Origin of the sequence: Photobacterium angustum, assembly GCF_002954615.1 — a bacterium.
GTDB lineage: Bacteria > Pseudomonadota > Gammaproteobacteria > Enterobacterales > Vibrionaceae > Photobacterium > Photobacterium angustum_A.
This window is the reverse complement of sequence record NZ_MSCJ01000001.1, coordinates 219198-240906: the sequence shown is the minus strand read 5'-3', so window position 1 is coordinate 240906 and position 21709 is coordinate 219198. Positions and strand designations below refer to the sequence as shown.

The 21709-nt window shown below is 42.2% G+C and carries 17 protein-coding genes and 2 tRNA genes; 3 read left to right on the top strand and 16 right to left on the bottom strand.

Annotated features, from left to right (window positions below; genetic code table 11):
- Window positions 1-154: 154 nt before the first annotated feature.
- The 13 genes from rpsO to rlmE all read right to left on the bottom strand — a co-directional run bounded on the left by rpsO (window position 155) and on the right by rlmE (window position 12753).
- The gene (gene rpsO / locus BTO08_RS01000) at window positions 155-424 is read right to left on the bottom strand and encodes a 30S ribosomal protein S15 (RefSeq protein WP_005369538.1); all 270 of its coding nucleotides are present in this window, start codon (window positions 422-424) and stop codon (window positions 155-157) included.
- 197 nt (window positions 425-621) lie between these two features.
- Window positions 622-1572 carry a tRNA pseudouridine(55) synthase TruB gene (gene truB, locus BTO08_RS00995; RefSeq protein WP_105059539.1) on the bottom strand — a complete coding sequence of 317 codons (951 nt, stop codon included), beginning with the start codon at window positions 1570-1572 and terminating at the stop codon, window positions 622-624.
- 2 nt (window positions 1573-1574) lie between these two features.
- Window positions 1575-1973, bottom strand: coding sequence for a 30S ribosome-binding factor RbfA (gene rbfA, locus BTO08_RS00990; protein WP_105059538.1), 399 nt, complete (start codon window positions 1971-1973; stop codon window positions 1575-1577).
- A 93-nt stretch (window positions 1974-2066) separates the two neighbouring features.
- Entirely contained in the window at window positions 2067-4799 is a 2733-nt protein-coding gene (gene infB, locus BTO08_RS00985) for a translation initiation factor IF-2 (RefSeq protein WP_105059537.1), read from the bottom strand.
- Between the two features lie 27 nt (window positions 4800-4826).
- On the bottom strand, window positions 4827-6314 hold the full coding sequence (nusA, locus tag BTO08_RS00980) for a transcription termination factor NusA (RefSeq protein WP_045130296.1): 1488 nt from the start codon (window positions 6312-6314) through the stop codon (window positions 4827-4829).
- Window positions 6315-6336: 22 nt separating this feature from the next.
- Window positions 6337-6792 carry a ribosome maturation factor RimP gene (gene rimP, locus BTO08_RS00975; protein WP_005369547.1) on the bottom strand — a complete coding sequence of 152 codons (456 nt, stop codon included), beginning with the start codon at window positions 6790-6792 and terminating at the stop codon, window positions 6337-6339.
- 188 nt (window positions 6793-6980) lie between these two features.
- Window positions 6981-7057, bottom strand: a tRNA-Met gene (locus tag BTO08_RS00970).
- Between the two features lie 56 nt (window positions 7058-7113).
- Window positions 7114-7198, bottom strand: a tRNA-Leu gene (locus tag BTO08_RS00965).
- A gap of 11 nt (window positions 7199-7209) precedes the next feature.
- Complete coding sequence (gene secG / locus BTO08_RS00960) at window positions 7210-7551, bottom strand: preprotein translocase subunit SecG (RefSeq protein WP_005369550.1); 342 nt, start codon at window positions 7549-7551, stop codon at window positions 7210-7212.
- A gap of 262 nt (window positions 7552-7813) precedes the next feature.
- Window positions 7814-9151, bottom strand: a complete 1338-nt coding sequence (gene glmM, locus BTO08_RS00955; protein WP_105059536.1) for a phosphoglucosamine mutase — start codon at window positions 9149-9151, stop codon at window positions 7814-7816.
- Window positions 9152-9217: 66 nt separating this feature from the next.
- Entirely contained in the window at window positions 9218-10051 is an 834-nt protein-coding gene (gene folP / locus BTO08_RS00950) for a dihydropteroate synthase (protein WP_105059535.1), read from the bottom strand.
- 67 nt (window positions 10052-10118) lie between these two features.
- Complete coding sequence (gene ftsH, locus BTO08_RS00945) at window positions 10119-12074, bottom strand: ATP-dependent zinc metalloprotease FtsH (protein WP_105059534.1); 1956 nt, start codon at window positions 12072-12074, stop codon at window positions 10119-10121.
- 49 nt (window positions 12075-12123) lie between these two features.
- Complete coding sequence (gene rlmE / locus BTO08_RS00940) at window positions 12124-12753, bottom strand: 23S rRNA (uridine(2552)-2'-O)-methyltransferase RlmE (protein WP_005369560.1); 630 nt, start codon at window positions 12751-12753, stop codon at window positions 12124-12126.
- Window positions 12754-12965: 212 nt separating this feature from the next.
- Here rlmE and yhbY point away from each other — a divergent pair, with 212 nt between their 5' ends.
- Window positions 12966-13262, top strand: a complete 297-nt coding sequence (gene yhbY / locus BTO08_RS00935; RefSeq protein WP_045128373.1) for a ribosome assembly RNA-binding protein YhbY — start codon at window positions 12966-12968, stop codon at window positions 13260-13262.
- 123 nt (window positions 13263-13385) lie between these two features.
- On the opposite strand, the gene greA is transcribed toward yhbY, so the two are convergent.
- The gene (gene greA / locus BTO08_RS00930; protein ID WP_005369564.1) at window positions 13386-13859 is read right to left on the bottom strand and encodes a transcription elongation factor GreA; all 474 of its coding nucleotides are present in this window, start codon (window positions 13857-13859) and stop codon (window positions 13386-13388) included.
- 574 nt (window positions 13860-14433) lie between these two features.
- Between greA and BTO08_RS00925 the strand changes: the two genes are divergently transcribed.
- Complete coding sequence (locus tag BTO08_RS00925; RefSeq protein ID WP_105059533.1) at window positions 14434-15486, top strand: porin; 1053 nt, start codon at window positions 14434-14436, stop codon at window positions 15484-15486.
- A 159-nt stretch (window positions 15487-15645) separates the two neighbouring features.
- A complete protein-coding gene (dacB, locus tag BTO08_RS00920) occupies window positions 15646-17049 on the top strand; it encodes a serine-type D-Ala-D-Ala carboxypeptidase (protein WP_105059532.1) in 1404 nt (467 codons plus the stop codon).
- A 90-nt stretch (window positions 17050-17139) separates the two neighbouring features.
- On the opposite strand, the gene BTO08_RS00915 is transcribed toward dacB, so the two are convergent.
- Entirely contained in the window at window positions 17140-17988 is an 849-nt protein-coding gene (locus BTO08_RS00915; RefSeq protein WP_105059531.1) for a magnesium transporter, read from the bottom strand.
- A 490-nt stretch (window positions 17989-18478) separates the two neighbouring features.
- Window positions 18479-21697, bottom strand: coding sequence for a carbamoyl-phosphate synthase large subunit (gene carB / locus BTO08_RS00910; RefSeq protein ID WP_105059530.1), 3219 nt, complete (start codon window positions 21695-21697; stop codon window positions 18479-18481).
- Window positions 21698-21709: the final 12 nt, after the last annotated feature.

Below are 21709 nucleotides of genomic sequence, written 5' to 3'. Positions count from 1 at the left end.
CTTAGCATGCATACAACAAACATAAGATTAACTTCGGTACAGATAGTAGACGAAATTGAGGAAAATAACAGAAGGAAAAATATAAACTGCGGTATGTATTATCTTTTTTAAAACAAAAAGAAAGGAGCCATTAGGCTCCTTTCTAAAAGCAATCTTAGCGACGTAGGCCTAGACGCTTGATTAGGTCTTGGTAACGATCTAGGTTCTTACCTTTTAGGTAATCTAGAAGCTTACGACGACGAGAAACCATACGTAGCAGACCGCGACGGCTGTGGTGGTCGTGTTTGTGGTTAGCAAAGTGACCTTGAAGGTGGTTGATTTGCGCTGTTAAAAGTGCAACCTGAACTTCAGGAGAACCAGTATCATTTTCACATTGTGCGTATTCTGCAACGATTGCTGCTTTAGTTTCTGCATTCAGAGACATAACTCATTCCTAATACAAAGATGTTTTAATTTGTGCCGCCAATCTCTGATTCAGCCGGCACCCAAGCCGCGGATTATACTGATCGATATAGAGAACTACAAGCGAATAATTAGTAACCACGGCAATAATAAACAATAAATAGAAGTCTTAATTGCATTCATTTAAAACAAAGCAGTGAATGCTTCTACAATTGTCAATTAATCTTGCTGATGTTCATTCGCCATCACGCGTTTTGGCGCTAGCATACCTTTGAGATCGATAGTACCCACACCAATAAACTCACGCTCAGAACCAACAGAAATGCGTACTAACGTCCCTTTTGCAGGAACATTGTCAGCATATACCGGATTACCATTAAGCACATGCACCGCAATCTCAGCACTGATATTCACTTCAGGCAAATCTTGTACAGCAGTATCGGTTGGTAGCAATAAGGCGTCCAACACAGAGCCTGGCTCTATCTCATTGGCTTTTGCATCATCAAGCATCGCTTGTAACTGCTCAATAGTAACCATGCGTTCGTACGGGAAGTTAGAAACGCCTGTACGACGCAACATAATGACGTGAGCACCACAACCTAACATTTCGCCAAGATCATCAACAATAGTACGAATATAAGTACCTTTTGATACATGAAGTTCCATTTCAACTTCATCATTATCAAAACGCAGTAAATCAACAGAATAAACAGTGATTTTTCGTGATTCACGAGGAACCTCGACGCCTTCACGCGCATATTCGTATAATTTACGCCCTTTGTACTTCAGCGCAGAATACATCGATGGGATCTGATCAGTTGTACCGCGGAACTTATCAATACACGCTTCGAGTTGCTCACGATTAACGTTTACATCACGTGTTTCTACCACTTCACCGTCAGAATCAGAAGTATCTGTACGTTCGCCCAGCTTTGCGATCACACGATAGCGTTTATCAGAATCTAACAAGAACTGAGAGAACTTTGTTGCTTCACCAAAACAGATGGGCAGCATACCCGTCGCCAAAGGATCAAGCGCACCAGTATGGCCCGCCTTTTGAGCAAAAAAGATACGTTTTACTTTCTGTAAGGTATCGTTTGAACTAATTCCCGTAGGCTTATCAACTAAAATGACACCGTTAATTGGGCGACCTTTACGACGACGTGCCATGCTTACTCCTCGCCTTTCTCTTCGTCTTCATCACCACGACGATCTTCATCGTCACGTACCGCTTTCGATACTAGGTTTGAAATACGCATACCTTCTGTTAGAGACTGATCAAAAATAAAGTTCAGCTCAGGGGTTACACGTAAACGGATCTCTTTACCTAATAGTGAACGAATGTAAGGCGCCATTTCACGTAATGCTTCTAGGCTACCTTCAGCAGTTTGCTCACCGATTGGGAAAAACGTCACATAGATTTTGGCGTAATTCATATCACGTGATACATCAACGCTTGAAATCGTTGTCATTGCGATCGCTGGATCTTTGATTTCACGCTGTAGAATTACAGCTAATTCTTTTTGTAGCTGCTGTGCTACACGTTGGGTACGGCTAAATTCTTTTGCCATTTTGTTGCTCTCTCTAAGAATAGGGCTCTTGAAAGAATGGGGAGCCGAAGCTCCCCATAATCATGTTGTTGAATCAGTTAGCGACGTTGATAATTAATCAAGAGTACGCTGAATTTCAACAATTTCGTAAACTTCGATCTGGTCACCAACGCGAACATCATTGTAGTTCTTAACGCCGATACCACATTCGTAGCCGTTCTTAACTTCGTTAACGTCATCTTTAAAGCGACGTAGTGACTCAAGCTCACCTTCGTAGATTACTACGTTATCACGTAGAACACGGATAGGGTTGTTACGCTTGATAGTACCTTCAGTTACCAAACAACCCGCGATTGCGCCGATCTTAGGTGACTTAAATACGTCACGAACTTCAGCAAGACCAATGATCTCTTGCTTGAATTCAGGAGCAAGCATACCGCCCATTGCCGCTTTAACTTCGTCAATTAGCTGGTAAATGATTGAGTAGTAACGTAAGTCTAGGTTTTCATTTTCGATAGTACGACGCGCAGACGCATCAGCACGAACGTTGAAACCAAGTACGATAGCGTTAGAAGCTGCTGCAAGTACTGCGTCAGTTTCAGTAATACCACCAACACCAGAACCTACGATGTTCACTTTAACTTCATCAGTAGAAAGTTTACGTAGAGAATCTGCGATAGCTTCTACAGAACCTTGAACGTCAGCCTTAAGCACAACGTTAAGCTCTGCAACTTCACCAGCTGTCATGTTAGAGAACATGTTCTCTAGTTTCGCTTTCTGCTGGCGAGCTAGTTTAACATCACGGAATTTACCTTGACGGTAAAGTGCAACTTCACGTGCTTTACGCTCGTCACGTACAACAGTCGCTTCGTCACCAGATGCTGGTACGCCTGAAAGACCTAAGATCTCTACAGGGATAGATGGACCCGCTTCTTCGATTTCTTGACCTAGTTCGTTACGCATCGCACGAACACGACCATACTCTAGACCACAAAGAACGATATCGCCCTTATGAAGCGTACCTTCTTGAACAAGAACAGTCGCTACAGGACCACGGCCTTTATCTAGACGTGATTCTACAACCACACCTTTAGCCATGCCTTCAGAGGCTGCTGTTAGTTCAAGTACTTCTGACTGAAGTAGAATAGCTTCTAGTAAGCCTTCGATGTTTGTACCCTGTTTCGCAGAGATGTGAACAAACATGTTCTCACCGCCCCACTCCTCAGGAATAACGTCGTATTGAGCAAGCTCATTTTTAACGTTATCTGGGTTAGCATCTTCTTTATCGATCTTGTTTACCGCAACGATCAAAGGAACACCTGCCGCTTTCGCGTGCTGGATTGCTTCGATTGTTTGTGGCATCACACCATCGTCAGCTGCAACCACAAGTACAACGATATCTGTCGCTTGAGCACCACGAGCACGCATAGCAGTAAACGCTGCGTGTCCAGGAGTATCAAGGAAAGTGATCATGCCGTTGTCAGTTTCAACGTGGTATGCACCGATGTGTTGAGTAATACCACCCGCTTCGCCAGAAGCTACGTGCGCTTTACGAATGTAGTCAAGTGTTGATGTTTTACCGTGGTCAACGTGACCCATGATAGTTACAACAGGAGCGCGAGAAACTTTTGCTAGGTCATCTGCGTTACGATCAGAAAGCACTGACTCTTCAAGCTCGTTTTCTTTACGTAGAACAACTTTGTGACCCATTTCTTCAGCAACAAGTGCTGCTGTTTCTTGGTCGATAACTTGGTTGATAGTCGCCATAGCGCCCATCTTCATCATCACCTTGATAACTTCAACGCCTTTTACAGACATCTTGTTAGCAAGTTCAGAAACAACAATTGTTTCGCCAATAACAACGTCTTGCTTAGCAACTTGCGCTGTTTTGTCGAAGCCATGTTGCATTGAGCTTGGCTTGTTCATTTGAGGTTTACCGCGACCACGTTGGTTACGGCCACCACGGCCACCGCGCTCATCTTGCTTAGCAGCTGGTTTTTTCTTCTTACGACGGCGAGAAGTTTCTTCTTTGCGGTCTTGTTCATCTTCCGCAGCACGTGCGTAAGTTGATGTCGTTGTATGGTAATCAGATTTTTCCATACTTACGTTTTGATCAGGTTTTACCCCGTTCTTTTCATTCTGTTCTGCCATCTTGCGAGCCTCTTCTAGCTGGCGCTGACTTTCTTCTTCGGCTTTTCGCTTGGCTTCCTCTTCCAGACGACGCTGTAGTGCCTCAGCATCTAGTTTAGCCTGTTTGTCAGCAACAGCGCGTAAAGCTTTCTCTTCAGCTTTACGCTTATCCTGTTTGGTACGATTCGCCTTTTCCTCTGCGTCTCGCTTTGCTTTTTCTTCCGCTTCTCGTTTTGCAGATTCTTCTGCTTTACTCTGCTCTTCTTTGGCACGCTTAGCTGCTTCTTCAGCTTCACGTTTTGCAGCTTCTTCAGCTGCTTTTTTGGCAGTAGCTTCCGCTTCACGTTTTGCGGCTTCTTCGGCTTCACGCTTCACAGCTTCTTCCGCTGCGCGTTGTTCCTCTTCCAACGCTGAACGTTTTACGTAAGTGCGCTTTTTACGCACTTCTACTTGAACATTTTTGTTCTTGCCGCCGCTACCAGACACACTAAGCGTACTGCGTGTCTTGCGTTGCAAAGTAAGACGATTTGGAGCGCCGTCAGTATTGCTGTTACCTCCATGCTCTTTTTGGAGATGGTTAAGTAACGCCTGCTTTTCGGTTTGGCTTACATTTTCATCAGCTTTCTTAGCAATACCTGCCTCTGAGAGCTGTTGAAGTAAACGGTCAATTGGCGTACCAATTTCTTCCGCCAATGTTTTAACGGTAACCTCTGACATAATGCTCCTCCCTTGCTTTATTTTTTATTACGCTTCGTCACTGAACCAGCAAATATTACGCGCAGCCATAATTAGCTCACCCGCTTTTGCATCGTCCACGCCTTCAATGTCGGTCAAGTCATCAGTTCCCTGATCAGCAAGATCTTCAAGCGTACAAATACCTTTCGCTGCAAATTTGAACGCCAATTCACGCTCTAAACCTTCAAGACCTAGTAAGTCTTCAGCTGGCTCAGCACCGTCAAGCGTTTCTTCTTTAGCAAGCGCAAGCGTAGTTAATGCAGCTTTTGCACGACTACGTAGTTGATCGATAATCTCTTCATCAAGACCATCAACATCCATTAGCTCACTTACTGGAACGTAAGCAATTTCTTCTAATGTAGTGAAACCTTCTTCAACCAATACCGTTGCGAACTCTTCATCAATATCTAGGTGCTTAGTAAACACTTCAATTGACTCTTTCGCTTCTTCTTGGTGTTTCTTCTGAAGATCTTCAACCGTCATTACGTTTAGTTCCCAACCAGTAAGTTGAGAGGCTAGACGTACGTTCTGACCACTGCGACCAATCGCTTGTGCTAGATTATCTTTCTGCACTGCGATATCCATCGTATGGTTATCTTCATCAACAATGATTGAATCAACTTCAGCAGGAGCCATAGCATTGATCACGTATTGCGCTGGATTCTCATCCCAAAGCACGATATCAATACGCTCGCCGCCAAGCTCACCAGAAACCGCTTGAACACGTGCACCACGCATACCAACACACGCACCCACAGGGTCAATACGCTTATCGTTAGTTTTTACTGCGATTTTTGCACGAGAACCAGGATCGCGTGCAGCGCCCATTAGTTCAATAAGCTCTTCGCCCATTTCTGGCACTTCAATACGGAATAGCTCAGAAAGCATTTCTGGCTTAGAACGTGTCATGAATAACTGGAAGCCACGCGCTTCTGGCGCAACTTTGTATAGCAGACCACGTACACGGTCACCCGGACGGAAGTTTTCACGTGGAAGCTGATCATCACGTTGGATAACAGCTTCAGCGTTATTACCTAGATCGATAATAACCGCATCACGGTTTACTTTTTTAACGATACCAGTGATTAACTCACCTTCATTATCGATAAATTGCTCAACAATTTGAGCACGTTCAGCTTCACGTACTTTTTGTACGATAACTTGTTTTGCAGTTTGTGTCGTAATACGGTCAAACGTTACAGATTCAATATCATCTTCAACGTAATCGCCAGCAACAATTGTCGGATCTTCAAACTGTGCCGCTTCAAGAGTGATCTCAAGCGTTGGTTGAGTTACTTCTTCTACCGCTTTCCAGCGACGGAAAGTTTCAAACTCACCCGTTTTACGATCAATTGCAACACGTACATCAATTTCTGCTTCATGTTTCTTTTTAGTTGCTGTTGCAAGTGCGATTTCTAATGCTTCAAAAATACGCTCACGAGGAACAGCTTTTTCGTTGGATACCGCTTCTACGACAGCCAAAATTTCTTTGTTCATTTCTAATGCCCCAATTTAGCGGTTAGAATTTTGGAACCAGGTTGGCCTTAGAGATATTGCTCAGTGCAAAGGACTCTTCATTGCCATCTACTTTAAGTGTGATCAATTCGCCTTCAACTGCGACAATGTCACCTTTCCACTTACGACGGTTACCCATCGCCATTTTTAACACTATGTTAGCTTCGTGGCCAACAAACTGTTGATAATGTGCTGCTTTGAATAGTGGTCTTTCCAATCCAGGGGAAGATACTTCCAAGTTATAAGCAACAGTAATTGGATCTTCAACGTCCATTACTGCACTAATTTGGCGACTAACTTCAGCGCAATCATCAACATTGATACCATTTTCATGGTCAATAAATACGCGAAGTGTGGAGTGCTCACCAGCACGAATGAACTCTAAACCTACCAGTTCATAGCCTAAAGCTAATACTGATGGCTCAAGCATTTCGGTTAATTGTGTCTCTAAAGCTGTCAAAACAACCCCCCTGGAAACAAAAAAAGGGCATAAAGCCCAGTAGATACCTGAATGGTCATGTTTCAGATAATAAAAAACCCCGAATTACGGGGTTTTTTATTACTGGACCCTGATTACCGAGACTCAATAAATCTGCCTCAGTAAGAAAACAAACATTCGCATTTAAGAATAGTTTATTTTCAGGAAAGTGGTTGCGGGGGCTGGATTTGAACCAACGACCTTCGGGTTATGAGCCCGACGAGCTACCAAGCTGCTCCACCCCGCGTCCGAATTCTAACGATTATATCGTTCGGGCGTTACTTTTTCAAGTAACCAGTATAATGGTGCCGAGAAGGGGACTTGAACCCCTACACCTTGCGGCACTAGCACCTCATGCTAGCGTGTCTACCAATTTCACCATCTCGGCTAAATCTTTAATTACTGAGGGATCTCATCCGTTGATGGAGCCTTCTCAGTTTTTGTTTTTTCCACAACAGGTTGTGTTGTCGCTGGTGCAGTTAGGTTATCCCAACCACTTCCCTCTGTTGCTTGTTTTGCACTCATGTTGCCAAGAACAAGGCTGATAACAAAGAAAATTGCAGCTAAAACTGTTGTCATTCGGGTTAAAAAGTTACCGGAACCGCTAGAGCCAAACAATGTGCCTGATGCTCCAGCCCCAAATGAGGCTCCCATATCTGCGCCTTTACCTTGCTGTACCAAAACTAGGCCAATTACACCAAGCGCGGCGACAAGATAAATCACAAGTAGAATTTCGTACATGGCTTCCACCTATGGTTAAATTGCTATGCCAGCTTTGCTCTAGGCAGGGCCAGCGCACTCCATCTTCCAAGGAGCGACTGCATACTAGCGAAACCCTATCGTAGTGACAAGTAATATTTGATGAAAAACGCTTTACACCACACCACTTGCACAACATTTAGCCAAAACGAAGTCGACATAAAAATATAGGCAGAGTATCCGCTACCCTGCCTTCTTATTTATTCGATAAAATTCATAGTTGAAATTTATCGCGAAATGCAAATTAGCAGTTTTCTTTTACTGCTTTTGCAATATCAAGAGCATATTGCTGAACATCAGCCGCATCTTGGCCTTCAACCATAACACGAATTAATGGCTCAGTGCCTGACTTACGTAACAATACGCGACCATTATCACCTAACTTTTCTTCAACTAATTTAGTTGCAGTAATAACTGCATCAGACTTTAGTGGATCAGATGTTCCTTTGAAACGTACATTTTCAAGTACTTGAGGGAACATAACCATACCATCACAAAGTTCTTTCAAGCTCATCTTACTTGCAACAATTGATGCCATCACTTGAAGACCAGCCACAATACCATCACCAGTTGTCACTTTATCAAGCAAAATGACATGGCCAGAGTTCTCTGCACCAATCAACCAATCATGCTTCTGCAGCTCTTCCATTACGTAACGATCGCCTACTTTGGCACGTACAAATGGAATACCTAAATTCTTAAGAGCAACTTCCATGCCCATATTTGTCATTAATGTACCAACAACACCACCTTTTAACTCGCCACGGCGTAATGCATCACGAGCAATAATATAGGCTATTTGGTCACCATCAACTTTATTCCCTAGTTCATCAACCATGATCACACGATCGCCATCACCATCGAGTGCGATACCAAAATCCGCTTGTTCTTCTAATACCTTAGCTTGTAAGGCTGCAACGTCCGTAGCTCCCACTTTGTCATTAATATTGATACCGTTAGGCTCACAACCAATAGCAATAACTTCAGCGCCAAGCTCAGAAAAAACTTTAGGTGCAATATGGTAAGTTGCGCCGTGAGCGCAATCGACAATAATTTTAAAACCTTCAAGGCTTAAATGTGTTGGAAATGTCCCTTTACAAAATTCAATGTAACGTCCAGCGGCATCATCGATACGATAAGCTTTACCAAGCAATGCTGATTCTACACAGGTTAATGGTTTTTCCATTTCAGCTTCAATTGCAAGCTCAATATCATCAGGTAATTTAGTACCTTTTGCTGAAAAAAACTTTATACCGTTATCGTAATACGGGTTATGAGATGCTGAAATAACAATACCAGCTTCTGCTCGGAACGTACGAGTAAGATAAGCAACTGCTGGTGTTGGCATTGGTCCTGTAAATGCGGCCTTTAAACCTGCTGCTGCTAAGCCTGCTTCTAAAGCAGACTCCAACATATAGCCAGAGATACGGGTATCTTTACCAATTAAGACTTTTTTAGTCCCCGTTTGCGATAATACGCGACCAGCAGCCCAACCTAACTTCATTACAAAATCAGGTGTAATCGGTGCTTCACCGACTAAACCACGAATACCATCAGTACCAAAGAACTTACGTTCAGACATGTTTTGCTCCTAGCTATATTGAATACTTCAGTGGCACACCAATTAATGACACACCACAATTCACTTTTATTTCGATTGTTGCTGTACCATATTATAAATCTTCATGACTTCAGCTGTTTCTCTAGCATCATGAACTCGAATAATATGCGCACCTTTCATTGCAGCAATGGTAGCACAAGCTAAACTTCCCGCGAGACATTCAGCAGGTGGCTTACCTAATAAATTGAATATCATTGATTTACGAGACATCCCCGCTAATACAGGTAATCCGAATTGATGAAATTGTTCAAATTTCGCCAACATTTGATAATTATGTTCAAGCGTTTTACCAAATCCAAAACCAGGATCAAGGATCAACTGCTGACGTGAAATTCCAACATTTTCACACGCTGAAACTCGCTCACTCAGAAAATCAGAAACATCTTGAATAAGATGATTATAATTCGGTTGATGCTGCATTGTACGAGGCTGACCTTGCATATGCATCAAGCAAATCGGCACATTCGCTTTTGCGGCAACGTCTAGTGCATTAGGCTCTTGCAACGCACGTACATCATTAATCAGATCTGCCCCTGCATTTACCGCCTCTTTCATGACCATAGCTTTACTGGTATCTATTGAAATCCAACAATCAAACCGTTGACGAATAGCTTCAATGATCGGTACGACGCGATTTAACTCTTCATTAAGTGCTACCTCTTGAGCACCAGGTCGCGTTGACTCACCACCGATATCAATAATGGATGTGCCAGCTTGCAGCATGCTTTCCACATGATTTAGCGCATAATCGATACGATTAAACTTTCCACCATCAGAAAATGAATCTGGCGTAACATTTAAAATCCCCATGACCTGTGGGGTAGATAGATCTAAATTTTTATTACGACTGGTTAACTGCATCTGCTATTCCATTTTATTAAGATAAAAAAAACCCTGACCAAGGCCAGGGTTTTTATTCAACGCTAAATTAAGCCTGAGGTTTTGTATCGGTATCGTCTTCTTTCGTCAACGCATCAATACCATCGCCAATTGGCTCATCAGGTGCTAATTCAGTTTCAGGTGCTTCTTTACCTGATGGTTTCATTGTATCGTCATTATCCGACCAACCTTTCGGCGCACGGATTTCTGCTTTACGTTCCATCAAGTCATCAATCTGACCTGCATCAATAGTTTCATATTTCATCAATGCATCTTTCATTGCATGCATGATATCCATATTATCAACTAGAATTTGACGAGCACGTTGATAGTTACGATCAATTAAGGTACGAACTTCAGTATCAATCAGTTTTGCAGTGTCATCAGACATATGCTTACTTTGTGTAACTGAACGACCAAGGAATACTTCACCTTCATCTTCAGCATAAAGTAATGGACCTAACTTCTCAGAGAAGCCCCACTGAGTCACCATCTTACGTGCAATATCAGTTGCGCGTTCGATGTCATTTGATGCACCTGTTGATACTTTATCTACGCCGTAAATCAATTCTTCAGCTAAACGACCACCGTAAAGGCTTGAAATCATTGACTCCAAGAACTCACGAGAGTGACTTACACGATCTTGCTCGGGTAAGTACATCGTTACACCTAGCGCACGACCACGTGGAATAATCGATACTTTATATACAGGATCATGATCCGGTACTAAACGACCAATAATTGCGTGACCTGCTTCGTGATACGCTGTTGATTCTTTTTGATCTTCAGACATAACCATTGATTTACGCTCTGCGCCCATCATGATCTTATCTTTCGCTAATTCGAACTCAACCATCGAAACAGTACGCTTGTTACCACGGGCAGCAAACAATGCCGCTTCGTTAACAAGGTTTGCTAAATCAGCACCAGAGAAACCTGGTGTACCACGAGCAATCAATGACGGATTTACATCACCATCTAGTGGTACTTTACGCATATGAACTTTAAGGATCTGCTCACGACCGCGTACATCAGGAAGACCTACCACTACTTGACGGTCAAAACGACCAGGACGAAGTAATGCAGGGTCTAGTACGTCAGGACGGTTTGTTGCAGCAATAACGATAATACCCTCATTGCCTTCAAAGCCATCCATCTCAACTAGCATCTGGTTAAGTGTTTGCTCACGCTCATCGTGGCCACCACCTACACCAGCACCACGTTGACGACCTACCGCATCGATTTCATCGATAAAGATGATACAAGGCGCAGCCTTTTTTGCTTGTTCAAACATGTCACGCACACGAGATGCACCAACACCAACAAACATTTCAACAAAGTCAGAACCAGAAATAGTAAAGAACGGTACTTTCGCTTCACCTGCAATCGCTTTTGCAAGTAACGTTTTACCAGTACCAGGAGGACCAACCATCAACACACCTGTTGGGATTTTACCACCTAACTTTTGGAAACGGCTTGGATCACGTAAGTAATCAACCAGTTCTTTAACGTCTTCTTTCGCTTCATCACAACCAGCCACATCGGCGAACGTTGTTTTGATTTGGTCTTCGCTCATCATACGCGCTTTAGATTTACCGAACGACATGGCACCTTTGCCACCACCGCCCTGCATCTGACGCATAAAGAATATCCAAACACCAATTAATAGAAGCATTGGGAACCACGAAATGAAGATTGAAGCCAATAGGCTAGGCTCTTCAGGTGGTGTACCTGCAACAGCTACGTTAGCGTTAATTAAATCGTCTAACAGCTTAGGATCATTAGCGACAGGTAAGTATGTTACATAGCTCGCATTATCACGTTTGGTTACAGTGATTTCACGATCATTGAATCGCACTTCCTTTATCTGATCCTGACCGATTTGACGGACAAATGTCGTATAGTCTACTTGACCACTTGCTTTACTACTGTTGGTTCCAAAGCTTTGGAATACAGACATAAGAACAACGGCAATGACTAACCATAAAATCAAGTTTTTTGCCATGTCACTCAAGGTGTTAACCTCGCGATAACTAAAAGATGAATGTAGATTACTACAGTTTGTAACCTGTAGCCACAATATAGACTTCACGCGAGCGATCTCGCGAGGAATCTGGTTTACGAATTTTAACCACTTTGAACATACTACGAATTTCAGCTAGATATTGGTCAAAGCCTTCGCCTTGGAAAACTTTTACCGTAAAACTGCCATTCGGCGCAAGTACTTGTCGACACATATCTAATGCAAGCTCAACAAGATACATCGCTCTCGGTTGGTCGGATGCAAGATTACCACTCATATTAGGTGCCATATCAGACATCACCACGTCAACCATATCTGGTTGAATGCGGTCCAATAATGCATCTAACACTGCCTCTTCTCGGAAATCACCTTGCAGGAAACTCACTCCTGGAAGGGAATCCATTGGCAAAATATCACAAGCAATGACTTGTCCTTCACTACCTACAATTTCTGCCGCATATTGTGACCAACCACCTGGTGCAGCACCAAGGTCAACCACTGTCATGCCCGGTTTTAATAACTTATCTTTGTTCTGAATTTCTTCAATTTTAAAGAAAGCACGTGAACGATAACCACGCTTCTGTGCTTCCTGAACGTATTTATCGTCGAAATGCTCTTTTAGCCAACGGCCAGAACTGCCGGATTGTTTTTTTCTACTCATGTCTAACCTAATGAGTTGAGATACTTGTTAAGTATACGTCTGCCAAAGGCTTTATCGCATCTAATTCATTAAAATGTACGATCAAAATGTGCAGTACAACTCAAACACTACAAATTTTCATGCTGCCATAATGCAAACAAATTAGTCTTCTAGTCTAGATGGCGGTAGAATGTCACGTTTTCAACCCTAATAACCAAAAAAATAGAGTCATCATGAATCTAAGCACCAAACAAAAGCAATTCCTAAAAGGTCTTGCTCACAATCTAAAACCAGTTGTACTTATGGGTGCAAACGGCCTAACAGAAGCTGTATTGGCTGAAATTGAAATTGCACTTAACCATCATGAATTGATCAAAGTTAAAGTTGCTACTGAAGATCGTGAAACTAAAGTTTTAATCGTCGACGCTATTGTTCGCGAAACTAAAGCTGAAAAAGTGCAGGTTATCGGTAAAACATTGGTTCTTTACCGCCAGAGTGAAGATCGTAAAATCGAACTTCCTCGCAAATAAAAAAGGCCGCCTAGCGGCCTTTTTTATATCAACCATTAATACACATTCGCGCATTAACAGCTAATCGATAACGCCTATTTAAATAATTACATTTTCTGATTAATATAATCATCATTGAAATTACTAGATATATTTCACTTCTACAATTTCAAACTCTTTTTGGCCGCCTGGTGTGGTAATCGCAACTTCATCACCTTCCATCTTACCAATCAAACCACGTGCAATAGGCGAGTTCACTGAAATTAAGTTTTCCTTAATATTCGCTTCATCATCACCAACAATACAGTAAGTCACTTCATTATCAGTGTCTAAATCTAATAACGTGATTGTTGTACCAAAAATCACTTTACCTGTATTTGGCATTGTTTTTACATCGATAATTTGAGCAACAGATAGCTTGTATTCAATATCACGAATTTGCGCTTCACAAATACCTTGCTCTTCACGAGCTGCATGGTATTCCGCATTTTCTTTTAAGTCGCCAAGCTCACGTGCTTCTGCGATCGCCTGAGAAATAAGAGGGCGACGCTTCAACAATACTTCAAGTTCACTACGTAGCTTTTGTTCGCCACGTACAGTCATTGGCACTTTTTCCATAAATAAATTACCTCAATAACCTGATAGCGCACGCCAATTTCAGGTAATAAAAAAGTTAGCCCAATAGTGATTGGGCTAACAGGGTATATGTAACGATGTCTATCATTTTAAACAAAGATGAACAAGAGATCATCCTCGTTACGTCATTAATCTGTTTTTCGTTTTAATAACAGTCAAAAACAATGGATACACTAAAAATACTATATCAATAGTTCATAGTAACAAATCAATAGTTAAAATATTCACCACAAGAATAACCATCTTACCTACCATCTTTTTTTCATTGAGAAAAGTTATAACCTCACACTTCAACAATATTTATACAAATATTCACTCAGATATTTTTCGTGGATTACCTAAAGACAACTAAAAAATAAAATTAATTTAGAACTTTTATTGATTGGTATAACACACTGATTAAATTAAAAATAAAAGCTAAAAAAAACAAAAAACGAATACTTATGAGGTATTTTTCAGTTTTTTTTACTAACATAAATCAGTAGACACAAGTAAAAAGAACAGCATGCATTTGGCATAGAAATGCAACACATAAAAATTTTAAAAGGATTCGGTAATGAACAAGCACCTTATTGCTTTAGCAGTAACAGCAGCAACTCTATCTGGCGCAGCATCAGCAGCACAAGTTTACTCAGATGACACATCTTCTCTTGCTATTGGCGGTCGTGTAGAAGCTCGTGCTCTTCTTTCTGAGCAAGCTGAAAATAATTTAGTAGCACCAACACTACAAAAAACTGAAAATGAAGTAACTGATATTTCACGTGTACGTGTAAACATTGATGCGAAAACACAAATCGCAGATGGCGTTCAAGGTATTGGTTTCTACGAGCGCGAGTTCAAAGACGACAACTCTGATGACGAAAACCGTTACATGTATGCTGGTGTAAACAGCGACCAATACGGTCAAATTGTTTACGGTAAGGCTGACGGCTCTCTAGGTATGCTAACTGATTTCACTGATATCATGGCATACGCAGGTTCTGTAGTTGGTGGTACTAAACTAGCAGTAGCTGACCGTACTACTAACAACCTAGCATACACTGGTAACTTTGGTGATCTAACATTCAAAGCTAACTACGTATTCTCTGGTGCTGATTACGATACAGCTGGTAACAAAACAGACGTACACGGTTTCTCAACAGGTGCTGTATACAAAGTAGCTGATACTGGTCTTGCACTAGGTGCTGGTTACGGCGAGCAACGCGACCAAAATGGCGTGAACACTCACAAAGCACGTTCTGAGCAAACTTTTGCTACAGCATCTTACACAATGGGCGACCTATACTTCGGTGGTCTATACAAGTCTGGCCGTCGCGATGGTAAAAACCTAGTAACTGATGCAGTAACTGATACTCAAGGTTACGAATTCGCAGCAGCGTACACTATGGGTAAAACTGTATTCACGACTACTTACGGCTTCATGAAAGATGAAAACGCTCACAACGTATACGATGAGCTAGCAAACGCAGCTGCAGTTGATGCTACTTACTACTTCAACAGCAACTTCCGCACTTACGCTTCTTACACATTCAACATGCTTGATAAGAACAAAGTAGGTAAAGTTGCAGCATCTGATGAATTCGTTCTAGGTGCTCGTTACGACTTCTAATCCTTGCGATTAAAGTAGAACAGATGAAGCGTCGACTTAGGTCGGCGCTTTTTTATTATTTTTATGTCATTTTTAGTCTTTATTTCCTCTCTCTTTTTACCCCATCCCATATAAACGTTATGATTAAGGTCTATCTCTTAACCAAGATTATGCCTTGATATGTTTAAAAAACTGCTTTGCTCCGCATTAATTACCACCAGCTTCTCTTCTTTCGCTGCGTTCTCACCTCAGCAAGCTATAGAACACCTCCCAAAAGGGAGTGATGTCGCGCTTCTTATTGTTAACCCAGACACCAAAAAAGTTATATACAATAAACGTGCAGATGAATTGCAAGCCCCCGCAAGTACCCAAAAAACGATCACAGCACTTGCTGCAAAGCTATATCTCGGTAATAACTTCCGCTTTGATACTTACCTTGAGACTAAAGGTAATGATGTAATTTTGAAATTTAATGGCGATCCAACACTTAAACGCAGCGATATTGCCAATTTACTTCGCCAACTAAAACAGCAAGGGGTTATCACAATTAAAGGCAACCTATACCTCAATGGGGGGCATTTTACTGGTTACGAGCGTGCTATTGGTTGGCCTTGGGATATTTTAGGCTCTTGTTATAGTGCGCCATCAAGTAGCATCAGCTTAGAGCACAACTGTGTTCAAGGTGCGCTATACAGCAATAAATCTTTTGGTGATGTAACACGCGTAAATGTGCCTAGCCACCAGCCAATTCAAGCAAAAACCTCTGCGATTGTGGTGTCGAAAGCACAGCAGAAAGAGCTGCACTGTCAACTTTCAATGACATCTAACGACCGTAATATGTATCAAATTAGTGGCTGTATCCAACCTCGTAAAGAGCCTCTACCACTTAAATTTGCAGTACAGAACACCACCTTGTATTCAACCGAGGTTATTCAACAAGAGCTTAAGCGCGCAGATATAAAATTAAACGGTAAGGTACTTCGTAACGATAAAGTTAGCGGAAAAATCATCGCAACACACCGTTCAGCACCACTATCAACGCTACTTGATATTATGCTGAAGCGCTCTGATAACTTATTTGCCGATAACATTGCCAAAACCATTGGTGCCAAGTATTACAACCAAGCAGGTAGTTACACCAATGGCATTGAAGCAATTAAAGCGATACTAAAAGATAAAGCTGGTATCGATCTTTCTGATACCGTGATGGTGGATGGTTCAGGCTTATCGCGTAATAACCGTTTAACGGCAAATGATTTAATGAAAGTAGTGACTTACATTTACCGTCATCCACAACTTGGGTTAATGAATGATCTACCAGTCTCAGGGAAAAGTGGCACGTTACAGTACCGTCGTAGTATTCGTGATGTTCCGTTGAAAGGTGAGATAATTGCCAAGAGCGGTTCTTTATTCGGTACCTATAACCTTGCAGGTGTGATTAAGACCCACAACGGCAAACCGCTATTATTTGTGCAGTTAGTGACAAATTACTATCCACATATGCATGATGGCAAAAAAGCAGCACTACCGCCGATTTACCAATTTGAAAAGCAGCTTTATAACTCACTCTATAAAAGCTACTAAATAAGAGACTAGCTAGATAAAAGCCGCTATTAAATACTTTCAACTTGAAACATTCGAGAAATAGCGGCTTTTTTAATCCAAGCAGTCTTACTAACCGAAACCTAGCATCCAATTGACTGTCTTGAAGTAAATCACCATCCCTGTGATATCGACCATGGAAGCTAATACAGGGCTGACTAACACCGCAGGATCGAGATTTAATGATCTTGCTAGCATAGGTAAAATCCCACCAACGCTAGTAGAAATAACCACCTGAATAGCAATGGCGATCCCAATAGCAAATGCGATCGAGTCTAGTGTCATTCCTGCAGGTAACACCACATCCCCGCTAAAGAAAATCACCCGGCCAATGATCACTGCAGCAAGACTCAGCGCGATAATAATCGCAACTCTAAATTCTTTCCAAAGAACCAATAGCCAATCTTTTGAGTGTATTTCTTCCATTGCCAATGCTCGCACAACCAGTGTTGCAGCCTGAGAGCCAGTATTCCCTCCAGCCGCCGCAATCACTGGCATATAAATCGCGAGTAGAACTAATTGACTCAACGTATATTCATAGTGATTGATAATTAAACCCGAAACAATGCCCATTAAAGCGAGCCCTACAATCCAACCAATGCGTTCCTTAACATGGTTTAAGACACTATTTTCTAAATAATGCCCAGTAGGTTCAACCTCTGAGCAAATCAACCCTAGCCCACTGGCTAGCTGACGTGCTCGTATATCTTCTTCTAATTCATCTAAACGATCTAATAAAATTTGTACATGTCGCAATGGACATTCATGCAACACAGCTAAAGCATCTACAACTGGCATTTTTGCCAATAATTGCGCTTGTTCATCTAGATCATATTTTAAAAATGCATTACGTGCTGCTAACGCCTCTTTTTGAGCAATATGGGTTGTTGCTGAAAAAGCTGCATAGTTCATTACCGCCATGGCGAATCTCCCGATTAGCTGTCTCTTCTAAAAAGAGAAGGTAACGACCACCACATTAACATTTGCAATAAACCCTAGCGCACCATATGACAATACAGCTGCACTGTTGTGGAAAACATAGATTTAAAGCACATATTATTGATAAGTAAATAGGAGGAAAATTACAGGAGATATGTCGAAGATGAATAATGACAAAAAAGGGTGTTACGAGACATCACTCCGAGCCTGGCAGCACGAAATATACTATTTAATACCGTTACCTAGGCTAATTTTCCACCTTCATACTCGGGGGATGGTCGGTATTGTTCACTAAAATCTCCAAAAGAATGTATCGCTTACTGCGACGCCAGTATCTTACGTTAATAAATCTGAACAGCAACTGATTAGAGTTATTGATATAACGTTTCATTAGTTATATATATTTTAGAGTTTTGCCTATAAAAAAAGCCGAACGTTAACGTTCGGCTTTTCATTTTGTAGCTAGTGATACTTATTTAATACGTGCGTGAAGCTCTTGAATTGAAGACACGGTATTACGGTCATCCGCAGTATGTCCCATACAAGTTGCAAATCCAGCATTTAGGGTTGTGGTGTAGTTAACTTTTTCAGCTAGCGCACCACGACGAAGTACTTTTGAATCTTCAATCGCTTGACGACCCGATGCAGTGTTTACAATGTAGGTATATTCATTATTCTTGATACGGTCAAGAATATGAGGACGACCTTCATGTACTTTGTTCACTAGACGTGGGTTAATGCCAGCTTCACCAAGAATAACGGCTGTACCGTGTGTTGCATCTAATTGGTAGCCAAGCTTAATTAGCTTAGAAGCTAAATCAACCACGCGTTGCTTATCACCTTCACGAACAGATAATAGCGCACGACCACCTTCAGGGTATTCTTTACCACAACCTAATTCAGCTTTAGCGAATGCTTCGGCAAACGTATTACCGATACCCATAACTTCACCTGTTGAGCGCATTTCAGGGCCTAACAGTGGATCAACGCCTGGGAACTTGTTAAACGGTAGGACTACTTCTTTCACTGAGTAATACGGTGGAATAATTTCCTTGGTAAAACCTTGTGATTCAAGTGATTGACCAGCCATTACACGCGCAGCAATTTTTGCCAGCGGTGCACCTGTCGCTTTAGATACGAACGGTACGGTACGTGCAGCACGAGGGTTAACCTCGATAAGGTACACTTCGTTATCTTTTACGGCGAACTGGGTATTCATTAATCCACGAACACCTAATTCAAACGCTAGGTTCTTCACCTGCTCACGCATCACATCTTGAATTTCTTGGCTTAGGGTATAAGCTGGCAGTGAACATGCAGAGTCACCTGAGTGAACACCCGCTTGCTCGATATGCTCCATGATACCGCCAATCACGACTTGCTCACCGTCGCAAATTGCATCAACGTCTACTTCCACCGCATCATCTAAGAAACGATCGAGTAGTACTGGTGATTCATTTGAAACGCTTACTGCTTCATTGAAGTAGCGACGTAGATCTTGCTCGTCGTAAACAATTTCCATTGCTCGACCGCCAAGTACATACGATGGACGTACCACTAATGGGTAACCAATATCACGCGACTTCTCAATCGCTTGCTCCATTGTGGTTACCGTTGCGTTTTCTGGTTGCAGTAAACCTAAACGGTCAACGGCTTGTTGGAAACGCTCACGATCTTCTGCGCGGTCAATCGCATCCGGGCTTGTACCGATAATAGGCACACCTGCCGCTTCTAGTGCACGAGCGAGTTTCAGTGGTGTTTGACCGCCATACTGAACAATAACACCTTTTGGCTTTTCAACACGTGCGATAGCCAGTACATCTTCAAGTGTTACAGGTTCGAAGTACAGACGATCGGATGTGTCATAGTCAGTTGATACTGTCTCTGGGTTACAGTTAACCATGATAGTTTCATAACCATCTTCACGCAGCGCCAGTGATGCATGAACACAACAGTAGTCAAACTCGATACCTTGACCGATACGGTTTGGACCACCGCCCAGTACCATTATTTTGTCTTTGTCCGTTGGATTTGCTTCACACTCTTCATCGTATGATGAGTACATGTAAGCCGTATCTGATGAGAATTCAGCTGCACACGTATCTACACGCTTGTAGACAGGATGAATGTCAAACTGATCACGTAGTTTACGAATTTCGCCTTCACTAACACCCAATAACTTAGCAAGACGTGCATCTGCAAAACCTTTGCGCTTAAGCTTACGTAATACGTCAGCATTAAGACCTGCAAAACCGCCAGCTTTCACTTGCTCTTCAAGTTTGATGATTTCTTCAATTTGAACCAAGAACCAACGATCAATGTTAGTTAGGTTGAAGATGCCGTCAACCGACATACCAGCACGGAAAGCATCACCGATGTACCAAATACGCTCAGCACCTGCTTCTTTCAGTTCATGTCGGATCTTGCTCATCGCATTTGGATCATCAAGATCAACCATTTCATCAAAGCCGTTCGCGCCAACTTCTAGGCCACGTAGTGCTTTATGTAATGATTCTTGTTGGTTACGGCCAATCGCCATAACCTCACCTACCGACTTCATTTGTGTCGTTAAGCGATCGTTAGCGCCAGCAAATTTCTCGAAGTTAAAGCGAGGAATTTTCGTTACTACGTAATCAATAGTTGGTTCAAATGATGCCGGTGTTGCGCCACCTGTGATGTCATTCATCAGTTCATCAAGGGTGAAACCAATCGCCAGTTTTGCCGCGATTTTTGCAATCGGGAAGCCTGTTGCTTTTGATGCTAATGCCGATGAACGAGATACACGCGGGTTCATCTCGATGATAACCATACGGCCATCTTTCGGGTTAATACCAAACTGGACGTTTGAACCACCCGTTTCAACACCAATTTCGCGCAGTACTGCAAGCGATGCATTACGCATTAATTGGTATTCTTTATCTGTTAGCGTTTGCGCAGGTGCTACTGTGATTGAGTCACCGGTGTGAATACCCATTGGGTCGAAGTTTTCAATCGCACACACAATGATACAGTTGTCGTTCTTATCTCGAACAACTTCCATCTCATATTCTTTCCAACCAATTAGTGATTCATCAATCAATAATTCATTGGTTGGTGATAAGTCGATACCGCGCGAACAAATTTCTTCAAATTCTTCTTTGTTGTAAGCAATACCACCACCTGTACCACCCATAGTAAATGACGGGCGAATAATACAAGGGAAGCCAACCATTTCGAGAACTTTGTAAGCTTCTTCCATCGTGGTTGCAGTATCAGCACGAGGACACTCAAGGCCGATGGCTTTCATTGCTTTGTCAAAACGAGAACGGTTTTCAGCTTTATCAATTGCATCAGCTGTTGCACCGATCATCTCAACATTGAATTCTTCTAATACACCATATTTTTCAAGATCTAATGCACAGTTTAATGCTGTTTGACCGCCCATGGTTGGTAGTACTGCATCAGGGCGCTCTTTAGCAATGATATTACGTACCACTTCCCAGTGAATTGGCTCGATGTATGTTGCATCAGCCATGTCTGGATCAGTCATGATAGTGGCAGGGTTAGAGTTTACCAGAATAACGCGGTAACCCTCTTCACGAAGTGCTTTACAAGCTTGTGCACCAGAGTAATCGAACTCACAGGCTTGCCCGATAACAATCGGTCCAGCACCTAAGATTAATACACTTTTAATGTCAGTACGTTTTGGCATTTCTTACTACTC

Coding starts and splice junctions, on each gene's coding strand:
- rpsO (WP_005369538.1), bottom strand. CDS start 424: ATGTCTCTGAATGCAGAAACTAAAGCAGCAATCGTTGCAGAATACGCA.
- truB (WP_105059539.1), bottom strand. CDS start 1,572: ATGGCACGTCGTCGTAAAGGTCGCCCAATTAACGGTGTCATTTTAGTT.
- rbfA (WP_105059538.1), bottom strand. CDS start 1,973: ATGGCAAAAGAATTTAGCCGTACCCAACGTGTAGCACAGCAGCTACAA.
- infB (WP_105059537.1), bottom strand. CDS start 4,799: ATGTCAGAGGTTACCGTTAAAACATTGGCGGAAGAAATTGGTACGCCA.
- nusA (WP_045130296.1), bottom strand. CDS start 6,314: ATGAACAAAGAAATTTTGGCTGTCGTAGAAGCGGTATCCAACGAAAAA.
- secG (WP_005369550.1), bottom strand. CDS start 7,551: ATGTACGAAATTCTACTTGTGATTTATCTTGTCGCCGCGCTTGGTGTA.
- glmM (WP_105059536.1), bottom strand. CDS start 9,151: ATGTCTGAACGTAAGTTCTTTGGTACTGATGGTATTCGTGGTTTAGTC.
- folP (WP_105059535.1), bottom strand. CDS start 10,051: ATGCAGTTAACCAGTCGTAATAAAAATTTAGATCTATCTACCCCACAG.
- ftsH (WP_105059534.1), bottom strand. CDS start 12,074: ATGGCAAAAAACTTGATTTTATGGTTAGTCATTGCCGTTGTTCTTATG.
- rlmE (WP_005369560.1), bottom strand. CDS start 12,753: ATGAGTAGAAAAAAACAATCCGGCAGTTCTGGCCGTTGGCTAAAAGAG.
- yhbY (WP_045128373.1), top strand. CDS start 12,966: ATGAATCTAAGCACCAAACAAAAGCAATTCCTAAAAGGTCTTGCTCAC.
- greA (WP_005369564.1), bottom strand. CDS start 13,859: ATGGAAAAAGTGCCAATGACTGTACGTGGCGAACAAAAGCTACGTAGT.
- BTO08_RS00925 (WP_105059533.1), top strand. CDS start 14,434: ATGAACAAGCACCTTATTGCTTTAGCAGTAACAGCAGCAACTCTATCT.
- dacB (WP_105059532.1), top strand. CDS start 15,646: ATGTTTAAAAAACTGCTTTGCTCCGCATTAATTACCACCAGCTTCTCT.
- BTO08_RS00915 (WP_105059531.1), bottom strand. CDS start 17,988: ATGGCGGTAATGAACTATGCAGCTTTTTCAGCAACAACCCATATTGCT.
- carB (WP_105059530.1), bottom strand. CDS start 21,697: ATGCCAAAACGTACTGACATTAAAAGTGTATTAATCTTAGGTGCTGGA.